Source organism: Flexibacter flexilis DSM 6793, from assembly GCF_900112255.1.
GTDB classification, from domain to species: Bacteria; Bacteroidota; Bacteroidia; order Cytophagales; family Flexibacteraceae; genus Flexibacter; species Flexibacter flexilis.
Map to the genome: position 1 here is coordinate 561,642 of NZ_FOLE01000001.1, position 16,285 is coordinate 577,926.

The following is a 16,285-nucleotide window of genomic DNA, read 5'->3' on the forward strand; positions in this document are numbered from 1 at the left end:
TATCAACTATGAGAAAATTTATTTTGCTTTTGGGTCTATGTGCAACAGTTGGCTCAACAAGTTGTTCTCATCACCACGAGGAAAAAGAAGCACAAACAAAGTTTTTGGTTACCAGTCCACTTATCAAAGACACTTTGGTAACGAAAGAATATGTATGCCAAATTAAGGCCATTAGCCACATTGAGTTGAGGGCTTTGGAAAGAGGTTATTTGGAAAAAATTTATGTGGACGAAGGCCAGCACCTCAAAAAAGGGCAGCTTATGTTTAAAGTAATGCCGATGCTCTACCAAGCCGAGTTGCAAAAGCAAAAAGCCGAAGTAGAATTTGCAGAAATCGAATACAAAAACACTAAACAACTTGCCGATAACAACGTAGTATCTGCCAATGAGTTGGCTCTTGCAAAAGCCAAACTAGACAAAGCCAGAGCCGAAATGCAATTGGCGCAAGTACACTTAGGTTTTACGGAAATTCGTGCGCCATTCAACGGCATTATGGACCATTTCCAAGTACGATTGGGTAGCCTCGTATCGGAAGGCGATTTGCTCACAACGCTTTCGGACAATAGCAAAATGTGGGTTTACTTCAACGTACCAGAAGCCGAGTATTTGGACTACAAATCACTTATCAAAGACGATAGCCTTTTGCGCGTAAGTTTGGTAATGGCCAACAACAAAATGTTTGATTACAAAGGTGTAGTAGAAACCATCGAAGCGGATTTTAACAACGAAACTGGTAATATTGCTTTCAGAGCAACATTCCCCAATCCGAAAGGTTTGTTGCGTCATGGCGAAACTGGTAATATTCAAGTAGTTACGCCACTTTCAGGCGCAATGATTATTCCACAAAAAGCAACGTTTGAAATACTGGAAAAACGCTATGTTTTTGTGGTGGATAAAGATAACAAAGTACACTCGCGCGAAATCAACATCGCTGCCGAAATGCCCGACTTGTATGTAATCAAAAACGGTTTGAACAATGGAGAAAAAATCTTGCTCGAAGGCTTACGCAAAGTAAGAGACAACGACAAGATTGTATTTGAATACGAAGACCCTAAAAAGGTTATTTCTCACCTCAACGTATATACAGAGTAACTTTAGGGCATTAAACCACACAAGAAATGTTTCAAAAATTCATTCATAGACCAGTGCTTGCGATTGTCATTTCGCTGGTCATCATCTTTATGGGAACTTTGGCTATCAACACGTTGCCAAAATCACAGTTCCCCGAAATTGCCCCGCCAATGGTAATGGTGGCCGCTTCTTACCCTGGTGCCAGTGCCAAAGTACTTACCGAATCGGTACTGATTCCTTTGGAACAAGCCATCAACGGCGTACCAGGCATGAAATACATGGTTTCGACGGGTACGAGTGCGGGCGAAGCCAACATTCAAATTATCTTTAATTTAGGTACAGACCCAGACCAAGCCCTTGTACAAGTAAATACGCGTATCGCGCAGGTATTGAACCGTTTGCCCGTCCTCGTACAACGTGAAGGGGTAATCGTGAACCGCGTAATGAACAGTATGTTGATGTACGTGAACTTGTACAGTACAGACAAAAACTCCGATATGAAGTTCTTGTTCAACTTTGCTGGGGTAAATATTTTGCCTGAATTACAACGTATTAACGGTATCGGTCAGGCGCGTATCTTGGGTAGCCGCCAGTACGCAATGCGTATTTGGTTAAAACCCGACCGCATGAGAGCTTATAACATTTCTCCAGACGAAATCATGGAAGCCCTCGCCGACCAAAGCGTAATCGGTTCACCAGGTCGTATTGGCCGAAGCGACGGTAAACGCGCCGAAGCCCTCGAATATGTACTTACTTACGCAGGTCGTTTCAACGACCCCCAACAATACAATAACGTAATTATCAAAGCCAATCCGAATGGCGAAATTTTGCGCCTCAAAGATGTAGCAAACGTGGAGTTGGGTAGTGAATATTATGACATTTACTCTAACCTAAACGGCAACCCTTCGGCGGCTATCGTGCTGAAACAAACAGACGGCAGTAATGCCAACGACGTAATCAAAGAAGTAAAAGCCAAGTTGGACGAATTGAAACAATCGTCTTTCCCTCCAGGTATGAACTACGAAATTAGCTACGACGTTTCTAACTTCCTTGATGCCTCTACGGAAAGCGTAATTCACACCCTTCGCGATGCCTTTATTTTGGTGGCTTTGGTAGTGTTCTTGTTCTTAGGCGATTGGCGTTCGACGCTTATCCCAACGCTTGCCGTGCCTGTGTCCTTGATTGGTGCGTTTATCTTTATGCAGATGTTCGGCCTGACTATCAACATGATTACATTGTTCGCGTTGGTGTTGGCTATCGGTATTGTGGTAGATGATGCCATTGTGGTGGTGGAAGCCGTCCATGCCAAGATGGAAGAAGAACATCTATCCCCATATAAGGCCGTCCAGAAAGTATTAGGAGAAATTAGCGGCGCGGTTATCGCCATTACTTTGTTGATGACTGCCGTATTTGTGCCTGTGGCCTTCATGACTGGTCCTGTGGGTGTGTTCTATCGTCAGTTTTCTATTACGATGGCCACTTCGATTGTACTTTCGGGTCTTGTGGCTCTTACGCTTACGCCTGTGCTTTGCGCCATGATTTTGAAACACAACCATGGCCAGCCGAAGAAAAAATCGCCAATGGATAAATTTTTCGATGCTTTCAACAGAGGTTTCGAGAAAATTACGGGTAAATACACGGACTTCTTGCGTGTGATTGTAGGCCGCCGCGTGGTTACGTTTGGTATCCTGATAGTGTTCAGTTTTGGGGTGCTGGGTATTGCTAATAAAATTCCGACAGGCTTTATCCCAAGCGAAGACCAAGGCATGATTTATGCCATTATCCAAACACCTCCAGGTTCTACGCTCGAACGTACCAACGACATTACGCGTCAGCTACAAGAAGTGGCAGAGAAAGTAGAAGGCATTCAATCGGTATCTGCTTTGGCTGGTTATGAGGTACTTACGGAAGGTCGTGGTTCTAACTCAGGTACTTGTCTTATCAACTTGAAGCCTTGGGCAGAACGCAAACACACGGTTTCGGAAGTGATTTATGAGCTTGAAGAAAAAGCAAAAGATATACCAGGGGCGACTATCGAATTTTTCGACCCTCCAGCCGTACCGGGTTATGGTGCTGCGGGTGGTTTTGCCCTCCAATTGCTCGACAAAACTAATACGGGCGATTATAACCAACTCGGCAAAGTAACTACAGACTTTATGAACGAGTTGAAAAAACGCAAAGAATTGTCGGGTCTGTTCACGTTTTATAGTGCCAATTATCCGCAATACGAATTGGAAATTGACAACCAATTGGCCATGCAAAAAGGCGTTTCGATTGGTAATGCCATGAACACACTTTCGATTATGGTGGGTAGTACCTACGAATTAGGTTTTATCAAATACCAACGTTTCTTTAAAGTATTCGTGCAGTCTTCGCCAGAATATCGCCGTTTGCCTGAAGATATTTTGAATATGTGGGTAAAAAATGACCGTGGCGAAATGGTGCCGTTCTCGGCATTCATGCGCATCAAAAAGACGCAGGGCGCGAACGAAATCAACCGTTATAATATGTACACGACCGCTTCAATTAGAGGTTCTGCTGCCAAAGGTTACAGTAGTGGTGAGGCCATCAAGGCCGTACAAGAAGTGGCACACAAGACTTTGCCTCGTGGTTTTGACATCGACTGGGCAGGTTTGCAAAAAGACGAAGTATCTCGCGGAAACGAAGCTATCTACATCTTTATCATTGTGTTAGCGTTCGTTTACATGGTACTTGCCGCCCAATACGAAAGTTTCATTTTGCCTTTGGCCGTAATTCTTTCCTTGCCTGTGGGTATTTTCGGTGCATTTGTGTTCATTGACTTTATGGGTGTGGCCAACGACGTGTACGCACAAGTTGGTTTGGTAATGCTCGTCGGCTTGCTGGGTAAAAATGCCGTACTGATTGTGGAGTTCGCCATACAGCGACATCAGGAAGGCCTAAGTGTTTATGAGTCGGCTATTGAGGGCGCAAGAGCACGTTTCCGCCCAATCCTGATGACTTCCTTTGCCTTTATCGCGGGCTTGATTCCGTTGGTAATTGCCACAGGACCTGGAGCTATTGGTAACCATACGATTGGTGCTTCCGCGCTCGGTGGTATGTTGTTCGGTACGATATTCGGCGTAGTGATTGTGCCAGGCTTGTACTATGTATTTGGTACGCTTGCCGATGGCCGCCACCTGATCAGAGACGAACACGAAACACCTCTTACAGAAGAAGTTGAAAATCATCACCCTCACCACCACAACGGACATGACCACACAGCACATGAATAAATATGCGGGAATCGCTTTTTTCTTGTTGGCCTTTACGGCTTGTAAAATGCCCGCTATTATCGAGAAAAAAGAAAATAAAACAGTCTCTGCGAGCTACACCAATGGCTCGCAAGACTCCACCAATACGGCTACACAGAGTTGGAGACAATTTTTCACTGACCCCAATCTGGTTGCCCTTATTGATACGGCTCTAAGAAATAACCAAGAGCTTAATATTACTTTACAAGAAATAGAAATCGCACGCAACGAAGTACGCGCACGCAAAGGGGAATATTTGCCTTTCGTGGGCGTGGGCGTGGGTGCTGGTGTGGACAAATCGGGTCGCTACACAAGCAAAGGTTCGAGCGAAGCAACTACCGAAATTAAACCAGGGAAAGCTACGCCCGACCCGCTACCAAACTTTGTGTTGGGTGGCTACGCTACTTGGGAAGTGGATATTTGGCACAAGTTGCGCAACGCCAAAAAATCGGCGGCCAGCAAGTATTTAGCTTCCGTAGAAGGCAAAAATTTCATGGTAACGAATTTAGTAACAGAAATTTCAGGTTCGTATTATGAGCTATTAGCCCTTGATAATCAACTTGCTATCCTGAATCAAAACATACAGATTCAGAGCAATGCCTTAGCCATCGTAAAACTGGAAAAAGAAGCAACCAAAGTAACAGAGCTGGCGGTTCGCAAGTTTGAAGCCGAAGTTTTCAAGACCAGAAGCCTACAATTTGCCATACAACAACAAATTATTGAAACAGAAAACCGCATCAATTTCTTGGTGGGTCGCTATCCGCAACCTATTACGCGCAATTCGGACAATTTCACGAATATGATTCCGCACACCGTGCAAGTGGGTTTGCCTTCGCAGCTTTTGGCCAATCGCCCAGACATCAGACGCGCCGAGTTTGAACTCGCCGCCGCCAAACTGGACGTAAAAGTAGCTAAAGCCCGATTCTATCCGCAATTTAGCATTACGGCTGGTTTGGGTTATAACGCCTTCAATCCGAGTTATTTACTCAAAACACCTGAATCGTTGATGTACAATTTAGCGGGCGATTTGTTAGCTCCATTGGTCAACAGAAATGGCATTAAAGCTGCTTATATCAGTGCCAACGCCAAGCAGATTCAGGCCGTTTACAACTACGAACGTAGCATTCTGAACGCTTACATTGAGGTAGCCAATCAGGTTTCCAAAATCAGTAATTTGCAAAAAAGCTACGACCTCAAATCGCAACAAGTAACGGCACTGACGCAGTCCATTGACATTTCGACGGGCTTATTCAAATCTGCCAGAGCTGATTACATGGAAGTGCTAATGACGCAACGCGACGCGCTGGAAGCACGTTTTGAGCTTATCGAAATAAAAATGCAGCAACTCAATGCCAGCGTAAACGCTTACAGAGCCGTTGGCGGTGGCTGGAGATAGATGATATTTACCCAACAAGAAAAATGTTTTTCTCATAGGGCATTTTGATTGTCAGTCGTTTAAGCAAAAAGGGCTAACTTTTTAGGTTAGCCCTTTTTATTTGGGTCATAGTATCTTGTTTTTACAAACTTCTTAGCACTTCAATCGAACGTAATTTTCGCCAGTTTTGTAAATTATTTTCATAAAAAAGCAAGATTTGGTCAAGCAAATGTCTGCGTATGTGGTTATTTATTAGCAACTCATCGGTGTATTGCGAGTGAATTAAATGCGCTAAAATAGCCTGTTCTTGTGCGGGAATAATGGTGCGCCACGACTGAAATTCTGCCTTGTAAATAAGATTATAAATATCGTCGGCGGAAGAAGGCGCAAACCCTAAAAATCGGGTTAATTTGAGCAAAAAACGCAAATGAAAATTCTCAATTTCGTGCGTTTGCAAATCAAAAACGCGTAAAGAATTGACCAAAAAATCGAACAACTCTGGGTTGGGGGCTTCTTGCTGTAACACCAAATCCAGCACCTCAGCCAAAAATAATGCAATTGTTGTTTTTAAAAAATTGGTAGAAATATTAGCCCACACCACTGGGCAACGCGCCTCGCTGATTCGCTGAAGGCTGTCTGTTTTTTCGGACTGATATACCACCAAATCCAAGACCGTAAGTGGTTGATACAGTGCTATTTTATTGGTTTTTAACTTGGCCGAACGCACGCCATTTACAATGTAGGCCTGCGTCCCGAACATATCCGTGTAAATCCGCACGACAATGGAGGTTTCGCTATACCGAACGTAGCCCAATACAATGCCGCGCGTTTTTTCTAACTTCATAGCATTAGCCTATAAGCCCCAAACTTTCGGTAGGAAAAGAGGCTTGCCACTGACTTAAATTACTGGTTGTGAGTGGTTTAGTAATAAAACCAGTTACACATGGATTCTTCATCATGCGTTCGATGTCGGCACGGCTGTCGGAGCTGGAAAGAATAACAATACGCGCACGTCTTGACATTTTGTCGGTCAGCTGTTCAAAAGCTGTTACAAAATCAAAACCATCAAGCATGGGCATATTTATATCCAAAAAAATCCAATCGGGCATTGCGGCGGCTTGGTCATTGACCACCACACGCAGCCAATCGATAGCCGCCACGCTCGAATTTTTGACCAGTATATTATTGCTAAATCCTGTTAATTCGAGTATGCGTTTAGAAATAAGATTATCTGTATCGTTATCGTCTATTAGTAATACAAATGGAGTTGTCGGTGCAGGATTCATTAGCAATTTGATTGATCGATTTAGCGTCCTCTTACGAAATATGTCGTTATCATAAAGGTAGTTACCTATATAATATACTATCTACTAATTTTTGAGGCAATTTACTATCATGTAAGTTTTATACTTATTAAGTCTAATTATTTCTTTTTTTATTATTCGATATATTATACAGGATAAGTATAATTCATCTTTAAAATAATTACAACTAAGAGAATAAGGACGCAATATATTCATAGCAGATATTTTAAACAAAATATTTTCAATAAAAACATTATTTCTGCCAAATATTAAATTGTTTACAAATAATAATAAGCTTATTTTATCATAAAAAAAATTTATTACATTCTAAAAAGTTATTTAAAAAGCTGCTTTTACTATCTCAATCGCCTCATAGGTTGTTTTTACTGAAATAATACCTTTTCTTTCAACAACTAAAAGGTTATTTTTGCGTATTATTTTACGATTTTATGGTAAAATCAGCTTTATACTTGCGCTTTGTTTAGATATTCTTTCATAAAAAAAATATTTCTATTCTTGTTCTTGCTCAGTGGCCTGACGCTGCAAGGCAAGGCCACCCCTACCGATTCGCTGGCGTTATGGCTTAGTCAATATATTTCATTGGCTTCCGAAAGTGGCCATGAGAAACCAGCAGGGCGTTTTTTGGCGGATTTATGCCAAAAACAAAACCTACACTTACGCATTTTCACCGATTTAGATTCTTCCTTCAATTTCGCCGCATCGCTTTATCCGTTGAGTGCCGGAAAGCCCAATTTGGTGCTACTCAGCCACATAGACGTAGTTCCCGCCAGTGACAGCAACGAATGGACGCTGCCGCCGTATGCTGGCCAAATCACTGATACTGCCGTTTGGGGACGTGGCGCACTGGATGCTAAAGGAATGGCTATCATGCAGTTAGGTGCGATGCTGGAGCTTCGCCACAAATATCCGAATACCGAATTTCCGTATAATATTACGCTGTTGGCCGTGTCGGGCGAAGAAACGGGCGGTTTTAATGGCGCAAAAATTATTGTCAATGAATTTTTGAAAGAACTAAACGCGGTAGCCGTGTACGGCGAAGGCGGTTCGGGCGTGGACAATGTCGTTCCGTCCAAACCAGAAAAGCACGTTTTCGGGATTTCGGTGGCCGAAAAAAATAACTTGTGGCTCAAGCTTGAACTCAAATTCGTAACCTTTGGGCACGGTGCATCTCCGCCGCGCAGCTACGCCAACAAAGCGATGGTTAAAGCCCTGACCAAACTCAATAACATTGATACGCGCATTGATTTCAACAAAACCAACAAACGTATGTTCAGGGAGTTGGGCAAGCTGGAAGGCGGATTTAAAGGCTTCTTGATCAAGCATATAAACTGGTGGGTGATGCGCCCAGTGCTTAACAAAATCATGGAAAATGAGCCCGTTTTCAGGTCGGTGTTGAGCAATACCAGCACGCTCACCAATATGTACAATCCGCCTGGCCCGCCCAACCAAATTTCTAATAAAGCAACCGCTTATCTGGATTGTAGGCTACTGCCTGGCGCAAATCGCAAAAAATTTATTCGTGATATTAAATACGGTCTCATTGAGCCTCGTTTTAAAATTTCGGTCATCAACGAATCGCCCGAAGCCGAAGAATCTTCGCCAGAAACGCCTTATTACGAAGCACTTGACAAAGCGATACAAGAAGTTTTTCCGCAAGCCGCCGTCATGCCGATTCTGTTTCCTGCCTCTTCCGACAACAATTATTTCCGTGAAAAAGGTGTGCTGGTGTACGGAATTACGCCTATTTTTATGACGCGCGAGCAACTCCAAACGATTCATAATCCAGACGAACGCATCAGTTTGCAACAGCTACGCGACGGAAAAAACGTGTATCTTCGTTTTCTGGAAAATATTTCATTGAAGAAAATTAAATAAAAATCTTTTTGCTTTATGGCTAATAATCAGGCTATTGCACAAATTTATGCCGAATTACAAGAAGCAGCCAACGTATTGGCGGCATTTATGGCCAACGAAAATAACATTGCACAAATCGAAGCGGCGGCTCAGCTCATGGCTGATTCTATCAACGCTGGCGGCAAAATTCTTTCGTGCGGAAATGGCGGTTCGCATTGCGATGCGATGCACTTTGCCGAAGAGTTAAGCGGCCGCTACCGCGAAAATCGTCGTGCCTTGCCTGCCATAGCCATTTCGGACGTAAGTCACATTACTTGCACGGCCAACGACTTTGGTTTTGAATATATTTTCTCGCGCTACGTGGAAGGACTTGGCCGCGAAGGTGACGTATTGCTCGGCCTAAGCACCAGCGGCAACTCGGCCAACGTGCTACGCGCCGTGGAAGCTGCCCGACAAAAAAACATGAAAGTAGTATTGCTTACGGGCAAAGATGGCGGTAAAATGGCGGGGCTTGCCGATGTAGAAATTCGCGTGCCGCATTTTGGCTACGCCGACCGAATCCAAGAGGTTCACATCAAAGTAATTCATATCCTGATGCTGCTCATCGAGCAAAAAGTATTGGGATAATTTCACAAAAATTAAAACTCATTATCGTATGAATATCGGCGACCGCGTGCGCCTACTGCACCACAAAGAAGAAGGCGTAATTACCAAAATAATTGACCCACAGACTGTTGAAGTGGCCATTGATGGCGATTTCCGTATCCCTGTGCTGCGTCGCGAAGTGTCTATTATTTCTCAATCCGAAGCCGTTGCTTTTGGCAAAAGGCCAGAAGAAACCAAAAATGCCGTACCCACGCAACCCGTTTACGCGACGCAAGGCATTTTCTTGGCTTTCGAAGCTTTCAACGACCGCGAATTACTGTTGCACATCATCAACAACACCGATTTTGATTTGCTAATGACGTTTGGCCACGAACAAAGCGGCATTTACAAAGGCGTTTTCACGGGCGTTTTGCGCCAACGCTCTTCGGTCAAAATGCCTGACATCATGTTGGTAAAAGAATTTGACCGCTGGCCGATTATGGTGTTTCAGTTCATGTATCACCGCGAAGGCGTGCACACGTTCCAGCCGCCCATGTTGCGCCGTATGCGTTTCAAAGCGGCTACATTTTTCCGTAGCAAAGAAAACGCGCCGATTTTAGGCAAACCTGCACATTTGTTCCAAATAGACCGCGACGACGTGAGCAATGCGCCAGCCACTTCCGCACCGATTTCTGTTGATGCTAAAAATCTGAAAGAGAATATTTTAAATCCGAAAGACAAATCTAAAACAGTAATTTCGCCTCCTCAAACGGAAATAGATTTGCACATCGAAAAGCTCATAACTGATACGCTGCGCCGCGCACGTATGAATGCTAACGAAATGCTCGTATGCCAACTCAAAGCCTTTGAAGCAGCCATCGATAATGCTGTAGCCAATGGCGTAACGGAAATTACGTTGATTCATGGGGTAGGGTCGGGCACTTTGCGCGACGAAATACACAAGCGTTTGGGCAAAAATATGTTTGTGGAATATTACAAAGATGCCCGCAAAGAAAAATTCGGTTACGGAGCTACAACCGTAAAACTGAAATAAAAGCTTATTCTTTAATTATATCATAAAAAACCTATAAGGCTTTTGAGTTGCTTTTTATTAGAATCGCAAAACTCATTTCCTTATAGGTTTTTAGTTTTAAACACTGAATATCAATTAGTTTACCAATTGTTTCAACGAAATTTCAAAGGCTGTTTGGGTCAAATTTTTACGCGAAGTATTTTGTGCGTGTATATTTTCCAAAGCCTTAAAAATGGTGTTAGAAATATCCGAGAAAATGGCCTCGTCCGTGATATTTCCTCCCTCCTCTCCCATCAGGTACGCGAACACACGCGCCATGCCGCAGTTAGCCACAAAATCAGGAATAAGGGCGATTTGTTCGTCCACCAATTGCGCAATTTTGCCGTAGAAAATTTCTGGGTCGGCAAAAGGCACATTTGCGCCACACGAAACCGCTTCCAATCCGTTCGCTATCAAATCTTTAGCTTGTTGTTCGGTTACCAAACGTGAAGCGGCGGCAGGTATAAAAATTTCTGCGCCCATCGTCCAAACTTGCGCGTTGGCTTGCTCAAAAGCCACCAAATCAGGACTTACCAGCGTGTTGCTGTCGCGGTCTGCAAAAAGTTGTTTTACTTGGTCGAGCGTCAGGCCTTCGGGGTTAAGAATACCGCCCACGCGGTCAATAATGCCCACGACTTTCGCGCCTTCTTTGGCCAAATACAAGGCCGCAGTTGCGCCCACGTTGCCCCAACCTTGTACGATGACGCGTTTACCGCTCAGGCTTCCGCCCCAAAGCGTATAAAAATGTTTAAGTGCCTGAGCCACACCGTATCCCGTAATCATGTCGGCGATTACATATTTGCGTTTGGCTTGGTCTGGAATGTAATTTGCATCTTCGATTACCTTAGAAACACCCTGACGCAATTGACCCACTTTACGGATTTTTTGGGGTTTGGACGGGTTATAATGGCCGTTTACGATGCCTTCTTGCGGATGCCAAAGGCCGTATTGTTCCGTAATGGGAATTACTTCATGGATTTCGTCCACGTTCAGGTCACCACCCGTGCCATAATAATTGCGTAGCAATGGCGAAACGGCTTTGTACCAACGGTTTAGTACTTGTGGTTTGCGTGGGTCTTGTGGGTCAAAATCAATACCCGACTTTGCGCCACCGATGGCAGGGCCAGACACCGTAAATTTAATTTCCATTGTTTTGGCCAATGATTCCACCTCGCGGCGGTCTAGCCCTTTGCGCATACGCGTACCGCCACCAGCCGCACCGCCACGCAAGGAATTAATCACTACCCAGCCTTTGGCTTCAGTTTCGGCATCGTGCCACTCAAACACGATTTCGGGGGCTTTTTCTTCAAATTTCTTTAGTAAATCTTTCATGGAAGGTGTATTATTGGAGGAAAAATGCTGATTTCAGATTAAAGAAAACACCTGAATTTGGGCGCAAAACTACGTTTATTTCCTGCACCTGCAAGTAAATACAAACGATTCCTGCAAATAACTTTCATTAACCCAACACAGGCGCGGGGTTAATGAGTATGGGCAAAGATTCTGGGCGAATATAGATGTCTAAAAAATCAGGTGAATGTTTTTGCGTTTCGCCATCTATCTGAAAATCAGCATTATCCACATTCACAATTCGGGCATGGCTACACGAAATCACGTGCGCATACGAAGAGTCCGTGATTCCATCGTCAAAAAGTTGATACAATATATTTACGCCCGTCGTCTTGGGAAACTCTTCCAAAATGCAAAGTTCGAACAGGCCGTCATTGGGTTTACCGTAAGGATTGATGCGCAAATTGCTGCCAAACGCATTGCCGTTGGCGATAGTTACCATAAACGCACGCAGCCCAAAAGAGGCTTCATTTTCGACCATAATCGTGTAGCGAGCCGCCTCGTAGGTCATGTATTCGCGCAACAAATGCCACGCATAACCCGACGTACCGCGCAGCGTTTCCGACTCATGGAAACGGCTTACAATCAGGGCATTAAATCCCAAATCGGCCAAATGTAAAACGGGCGCATCGTTCACTGATAGCGTATCTACACGCTGTACGTTATACTTGGAAATGATTTCTAAGGCTTCGGCGGGGTCTTGCGGTAAACCCAAATCTTTGGAAAGGCCATTGCCCGAACCAACAGGCACGATGGCCAACGGAATTTTTTTACCAATCAATTGTTTGCCCACCAAATTCACTGTACCATCGCCCCCAACGGCAACAATGGCATCGTAAGTGTTGGACCAAATACGGCGATTGACCTCAAATTTGTCTTGTTCCGTTCCTTCGGTAAAATAAAAATCCGCGTTATAAATTTTTTGCAGGCAAAAAGTACGGATTTTGTCCACAATATCCGCTTTGGCAATGCCTCCAGAAATAGGATTGACTACAAACAATAGACGCATAGAGAAAGGCTTAAAATGTATTGAACAAAGATGTAAAATGTTCGGACACGGCGCAACAGGCAAAAAAAAAGGTCAGACCAAGAGCCTAACCATTTCCACTTCCTTTTCTTAACTAAACCTTTTCAAAATTATGTTATACTCTATTCAAAATACAACACAACTACCTTATGATGAACAATTTACTACCTTCCATTGTAGCTGTCCAAGTTGCTCCGTAATCACGCAAAAGAAGTCTTTTGCGCTTCATATTATTTATAAACTTGAAACAGAATGCAACTTTTGAAGATTGGCCAAACAACATTTTGTTGTTCGACGCTGCAAAGATGCAACCTCTTTTTTAAAAACCAAAATTTATTTTATTTTTTTTTAATTTTATTTAAAGAAAGTTTGTATTTGCGAAAATACTTCTATAATATTTCGTTAATCCAGATTTTACATAGCATTAACCTTGGAGCTTACTGAACTAAATAATATAAAATTTTCAGTTTTAACAGGAAAAAAGAATATTATTTTTTGTACTATTTTTTCAAAAAAATAAACTATCTCAACCCTCCTGTATGTATAATTACTACTTTTTGTCCTTTTCTGATGTATTCTTTCTTAATAAGGTCGTAAATGCCAAATAAAATTTTGCCAGTATAAACAAACTCAATCGGAACATCATGTTTCGCCTGAAACCATACTATAAATTTATCTAAATCCTGATTTCGCTTAGCATAGCCGCCAAAATGATAATCTAGAAATAACTCAAAACGCGCGGCGGCTGCTTGGGGCAAATTGTAATCAATGTTATAAACTTGCTGATAATCCGCTAAGAGCTTGGCAATATCCTGATACAAAAAATCTGCACCTTTCAGTACAGGCACGCCCAAAACATTGGCTTTTTTATTTTGCTGCAAAAGCCCAACCACCAAACCCGCCAATGTGCCACCCGTTCCGCAAGCACACGCAACATAATCAAATTCTTGTTCTAACTCGCTGATTATCTGTTCACAACCTCGCACCGCAAACGCATTACTTCCGCCTTCAGGAACAAGATAAAAATCCCCAAATTCGTGCCGTAATTTTTCGATAAACTCTGCCTCCGTTTTGTGCCGATACGCCTCGCGCGAGGCGTAATGCAATCGCATTCCTGCCGCTTGCGCAAACGCCAACGTTTCGTTGAGTGGCTCGGTAGCTTCGCCCCGAATAACGCCAATCGTCTGAAAACCATGCAAATAACCCGCCGCAGCCGTCGCGTAAATGTGGTTGGAATATGCCCCGCCAAACGTGAGCAATGTTTGTTTGCCCTCCGCGCGTGCCTGATGCAGATTATAAAAAAGTTTACGATACTTGTTGCCCGAAATTTGTTGATGTATGAGGTCTTCGCGCTTGAGATACAACGCTACGCCTGCCGCCGACGTGTACTCATCTTCGAGTCGCACAAGCGGAGAAGGCAACAGAAATTCATCAGAAATAATACTAAAAGGCATTTGGTGTATGAAACTGTCCGCGAATATGCACGTTTTTTTATTGGCAGCAAAAACAATGTTATAAATTCTAACAAATACCACATTTTAGATTAAAAGATAAAGTAATATTTTTAGCTCATGGCACGATTCAACCCCAAAGCCCATATATTTATCTAACTTTAATTTGAATCTCAATAAAAATAATCTATTATTTATCAATTAATTAGTTCAAAAACACTACATTAGCCTATCCATAGAAAAAGACAAATTTTAGTTGTTAGGCTAGCCCCTGACATGATTTTATCCGAAAAAGAACAATTAATTACGCCCAATTCCAATGTATGAAAATTACGAGAAAAGCCCTCTATATATACAATATTTAATATACAACAATATCGAGTAAACAAAAAAAACTCGCACAGTTGGTAAGCCGTGCGAGTTTTCTATTTTTTTCTAAATAAATGCTGCTTAGAAAGTTTGTTGCTCCAAGTAATTAGAGAAAGCCAACAAATCTGTTTCGCGGAAAGCATTTGCCATAATTTGCAAACCGATAGGCAAGTTTTGTTCGTCGTTGCCTGCTGGAATCGAAATGCCCGTAACGCCTGCCACGTTGGCCTGAACCGAATAAATATCCGCCAAAAACATCGCCAATGGGTCTGATTCTGCGGAGTTTTCACCGATTTTGAAAGCCGTAGTCGGAGAAGTTGGCATCAACAAAAAGTCGTACTCTGTAAGCAAACTTTCTGTTTTTTCCTTGATGAGGCGGCGAACGCGTTGCGCTTTCGTAAAATACGCATCGTAGTAGCTGGCACTCAACACGAATGTTCCGAGCATGATGCGGCGTTTTACTTCACGTCCGAAACCTTCGGCGCGTGTGCGTTTGTACATCGTCTCCAAATCTGGCGCGTTTTCGGTGCGGTGGCCGTAGCGTACACCATCGTAGCGCGACAAATTGGCACTGGCTTCGGCCATCGTCAGGATATAATAGGTTGGCAAAATATATTCCAATAACGGAAATTCTACGCCTTCCACCGTGTAGCCTTGTTGTTTCAAAAACTCCACGCGTTTTTTCATGCTTTCGCGGATAGCTGGTGCAATCGCTTCACTTTCAAGGCTTTCGCGCAAATAAGCTATTTTTTTGCCTGCGCCATTCCACGCCAACTGCTGCGAATAAGCAGGCACTGGTTTTTGGGAAACGGTGCTGTCAAAATCGTCTGCTCCTGCCATTACTTCCAACAACAAAGCCGCATCAGGCACGTTGCGCGTGATAGGGCCGATACAGTCGAAAGAAGAAGCATAAGCAATAAGGCCGTAGCGCGAAATGCGCGAGTACGTTGGCTTTAAGCCCACCAAACCGCAAAAAGAAGCTGGTTGGCGCACCGAACCGCCTGTGTCTGAGCCAATAGAAGCCCAACACATATCGGCTTGTACGGCTACTGCCGAGCCACCCGACGAACCACCCGGCACGCGTGTAGTGTCGGCGGCGTTGCGAACTACGCCAAATGCTGAATTTTCGTTGGAAGAACCCATCGCAAATTCGTCACAGTTTTGGCGACCAATGATAATGGCATCTTCGTCGAGCAAACGTTGTATGGCTGTACCCGTAAACTGCGATTTGAATTTGTCCAAAATCTTGCTCGAACCCTGCAACCCAAAATCTTTGAGGCAAAGCACATCTTTGATGCCAATCACCATACCAGCCAAGCGGCCAACAGGCTCGCCCGCCTTGATACGAGCGTCTAAGGCTTGGGCTTGCGCCAAAGCAAAATCTGTATATACCTCAACAAAGGCGTTGAGTGTCTTGTTTTTCTCTTCGATATTGCGCAGGTAATGCCCTACGATTTCTTCACAAGAAACCACACCCGACTGCACGTCGGCTTGTAATTCGCGGAAAGAGTGATATGTCTTCAAAGCCAAGTTGC

The 16,285-nt window shown here is 43.6% G+C and carries 13 protein-coding genes and 1 pseudogene; 7 read left to right on the forward strand and 7 right to left on the reverse strand.

Features of this window, described 5'->3' with window-relative positions:
• Positions 1-8: 8 nt before the first annotated feature.
• From BM090_RS02415 to BM090_RS02425, 3 genes are read left to right on the forward strand one after another with little or no spacing between them, the layout of a single operon-like run.
• A complete protein-coding gene (locus BM090_RS02415) occupies positions 9-1,091 on the forward strand; it encodes an efflux RND transporter periplasmic adaptor subunit (RefSeq protein ID WP_091506706.1) in 1,083 nt (360 codons plus the stop codon).
• A 26-nt stretch (positions 1,092-1,117) separates the two neighbouring features.
• Entirely contained in the window at positions 1,118-4,324 is a 3,207-nt protein-coding gene (locus BM090_RS02420; protein ID WP_091506709.1) for an efflux RND transporter permease subunit, read from the forward strand.
• The gene (locus tag BM090_RS02425) at positions 4,302-5,738 is read left to right on the forward strand and encodes a TolC family protein (RefSeq protein WP_091506712.1); all 1,437 of its coding nucleotides are present in this window, start codon (positions 4,302-4,304) and stop codon (positions 5,736-5,738) included. The genes BM090_RS02420 and BM090_RS02425 overlap by 23 nt, the downstream gene beginning before the upstream one ends.
• A gap of 121 nt (positions 5,739-5,859) precedes the next feature.
• Here the strand turns inward: BM090_RS02425 and recO are convergent, their stop codons facing one another.
• Both recO and BM090_RS02435 read right to left on the reverse strand, forming a co-directional pair.
• Positions 5,860-6,561, reverse strand: coding sequence for a DNA repair protein RecO (gene recO / locus BM090_RS02430; RefSeq protein ID WP_091506715.1), 702 nt, complete (start codon positions 6,559-6,561; stop codon positions 5,860-5,862).
• A 4-nt stretch (positions 6,562-6,565) separates the two neighbouring features.
• Complete coding sequence (locus BM090_RS02435; protein ID WP_091506719.1) at positions 6,566-7,003, reverse strand: response regulator; 438 nt, start codon at positions 7,001-7,003, stop codon at positions 6,566-6,568.
• Positions 7,004-7,537: 534 nt separating this feature from the next.
• On the opposite strand from BM090_RS02435, the gene BM090_RS02440 reads away from it, so the two are divergent.
• Genes BM090_RS02440 through BM090_RS02450 form a run of 3 tightly spaced genes read left to right on the forward strand, consistent with a single transcriptional unit; the run spans position 7,538 to position 10,535 of the window.
• The gene (locus tag BM090_RS02440; RefSeq protein ID WP_177199814.1) at positions 7,538-8,917 is read left to right on the forward strand and encodes a M20/M25/M40 family metallo-hydrolase; all 1,380 of its coding nucleotides are present in this window, start codon (positions 7,538-7,540) and stop codon (positions 8,915-8,917) included.
• 15 nt (positions 8,918-8,932) lie between these two features.
• Positions 8,933-9,523 carry a D-sedoheptulose 7-phosphate isomerase gene (gene lpcA / locus BM090_RS02445; RefSeq protein ID WP_091506724.1) on the forward strand — a complete coding sequence of 197 codons (591 nt, stop codon included), beginning with the start codon at positions 8,933-8,935 and terminating at the stop codon, positions 9,521-9,523.
• Between the two features lie 28 nt (positions 9,524-9,551).
• Positions 9,552-10,535 (forward strand): Smr/MutS family protein, encoded by a 984-nt coding sequence (locus tag BM090_RS02450; protein WP_091506728.1) that lies wholly within the window; start codon positions 9,552-9,554, stop codon positions 10,533-10,535.
• Between the two features lie 114 nt (positions 10,536-10,649).
• Here BM090_RS02450 and BM090_RS18885 read toward each other — a convergent pair whose 3' ends face one another.
• Complete coding sequence (locus tag BM090_RS18885; protein ID WP_394333468.1) at positions 10,650-11,336, reverse strand: Glu/Leu/Phe/Val dehydrogenase; 687 nt, start codon at positions 11,334-11,336, stop codon at positions 10,650-10,652.
• Between BM090_RS18885 and BM090_RS18890 the strand changes: the two genes are divergently transcribed.
• Positions 11,298-11,576: a DUF986 family protein gene (locus BM090_RS18890; protein WP_394333469.1), complete on the forward strand. Its 279-nt coding sequence runs from the start codon at positions 11,298-11,300 to the stop codon at positions 11,574-11,576. The genes BM090_RS18885 and BM090_RS18890 overlap by 39 nt on opposite strands.
• Here BM090_RS18890 and BM090_RS18895 read toward each other — a convergent pair.
• The 4 genes and pseudogenes from BM090_RS18895 to gatA form a co-directional block, all read right to left on the reverse strand.
• A pseudogene (locus BM090_RS18895) lies at positions 11,556-11,885 on the reverse strand (Glu/Leu/Phe/Val dehydrogenase dimerization domain-containing protein); the annotation flags it as partial. The gene BM090_RS18890 and the pseudogene BM090_RS18895 overlap by 21 nt on opposite strands.
• A gap of 127 nt (positions 11,886-12,012) precedes the next feature.
• On the reverse strand, positions 12,013-12,912 hold the full coding sequence (locus tag BM090_RS02460) for a diacylglycerol/lipid kinase family protein (protein ID WP_091506733.1): 900 nt from the start codon (positions 12,910-12,912) through the stop codon (positions 12,013-12,015).
• Between the two features lie 539 nt (positions 12,913-13,451).
• A complete protein-coding gene (locus tag BM090_RS02470) occupies positions 13,452-14,384 on the reverse strand; it encodes a 1-aminocyclopropane-1-carboxylate deaminase/D-cysteine desulfhydrase (RefSeq protein ID WP_091507820.1) in 933 nt (310 codons plus the stop codon).
• Positions 14,385-14,831: 447 nt separating this feature from the next.
• A complete protein-coding gene (gene gatA / locus BM090_RS02475; RefSeq protein ID WP_091507823.1) occupies positions 14,832-16,274 on the reverse strand; it encodes an Asp-tRNA(Asn)/Glu-tRNA(Gln) amidotransferase subunit GatA in 1,443 nt (480 codons plus the stop codon).
• Between the last annotated feature and the right edge of the window lie 11 nt (positions 16,275-16,285).

Bases quoted from the DNA above. Each gene is read 5' to 3' on its own strand.
- BM090_RS02425 (WP_091506712.1), top strand. From the start codon at position 4,302: ATGACCACACAGCACATGAATAAATATGCGGGAATCGCTTTTTTCTTG.
- recO (WP_091506715.1), bottom strand. From the start codon at position 6,561: ATGAAGTTAGAAAAAACGCGCGGCATTGTATTGGGCTACGTTCGGTAT.
- BM090_RS02420 (WP_091506709.1), top strand. From the start codon at position 1,118: ATGTTTCAAAAATTCATTCATAGACCAGTGCTTGCGATTGTCATTTCG.
- BM090_RS18885 (WP_394333468.1), bottom strand. From the start codon at position 11,336: ATGATTACGGGATACGGTGTGGCTCAGGCACTTAAACATTTTTATACG.
- BM090_RS02470 (WP_091507820.1), bottom strand. From the start codon at position 14,384: ATGCCTTTTAGTATTATTTCTGATGAATTTCTGTTGCCTTCTCCGCTT.
- BM090_RS18890 (WP_394333469.1), top strand. From the start codon at position 11,298: ATGTTTAAGTGCCTGAGCCACACCGTATCCCGTAATCATGTCGGCGAT.
- BM090_RS02460 (WP_091506733.1), bottom strand. From the start codon at position 12,912: ATGCGTCTATTGTTTGTAGTCAATCCTATTTCTGGAGGCATTGCCAAA.
- BM090_RS02450 (WP_091506728.1), top strand. From the start codon at position 9,552: ATGAATATCGGCGACCGCGTGCGCCTACTGCACCACAAAGAAGAAGGC.
- BM090_RS02435 (WP_091506719.1), bottom strand. From the start codon at position 7,003: ATGAATCCTGCACCGACAACTCCATTTGTATTACTAATAGACGATAAC.
- BM090_RS02415 (WP_091506706.1), top strand. From the start codon at position 9: ATGAGAAAATTTATTTTGCTTTTGGGTCTATGTGCAACAGTTGGCTCA.
- lpcA (WP_091506724.1), top strand. From the start codon at position 8,933: ATGGCTAATAATCAGGCTATTGCACAAATTTATGCCGAATTACAAGAA.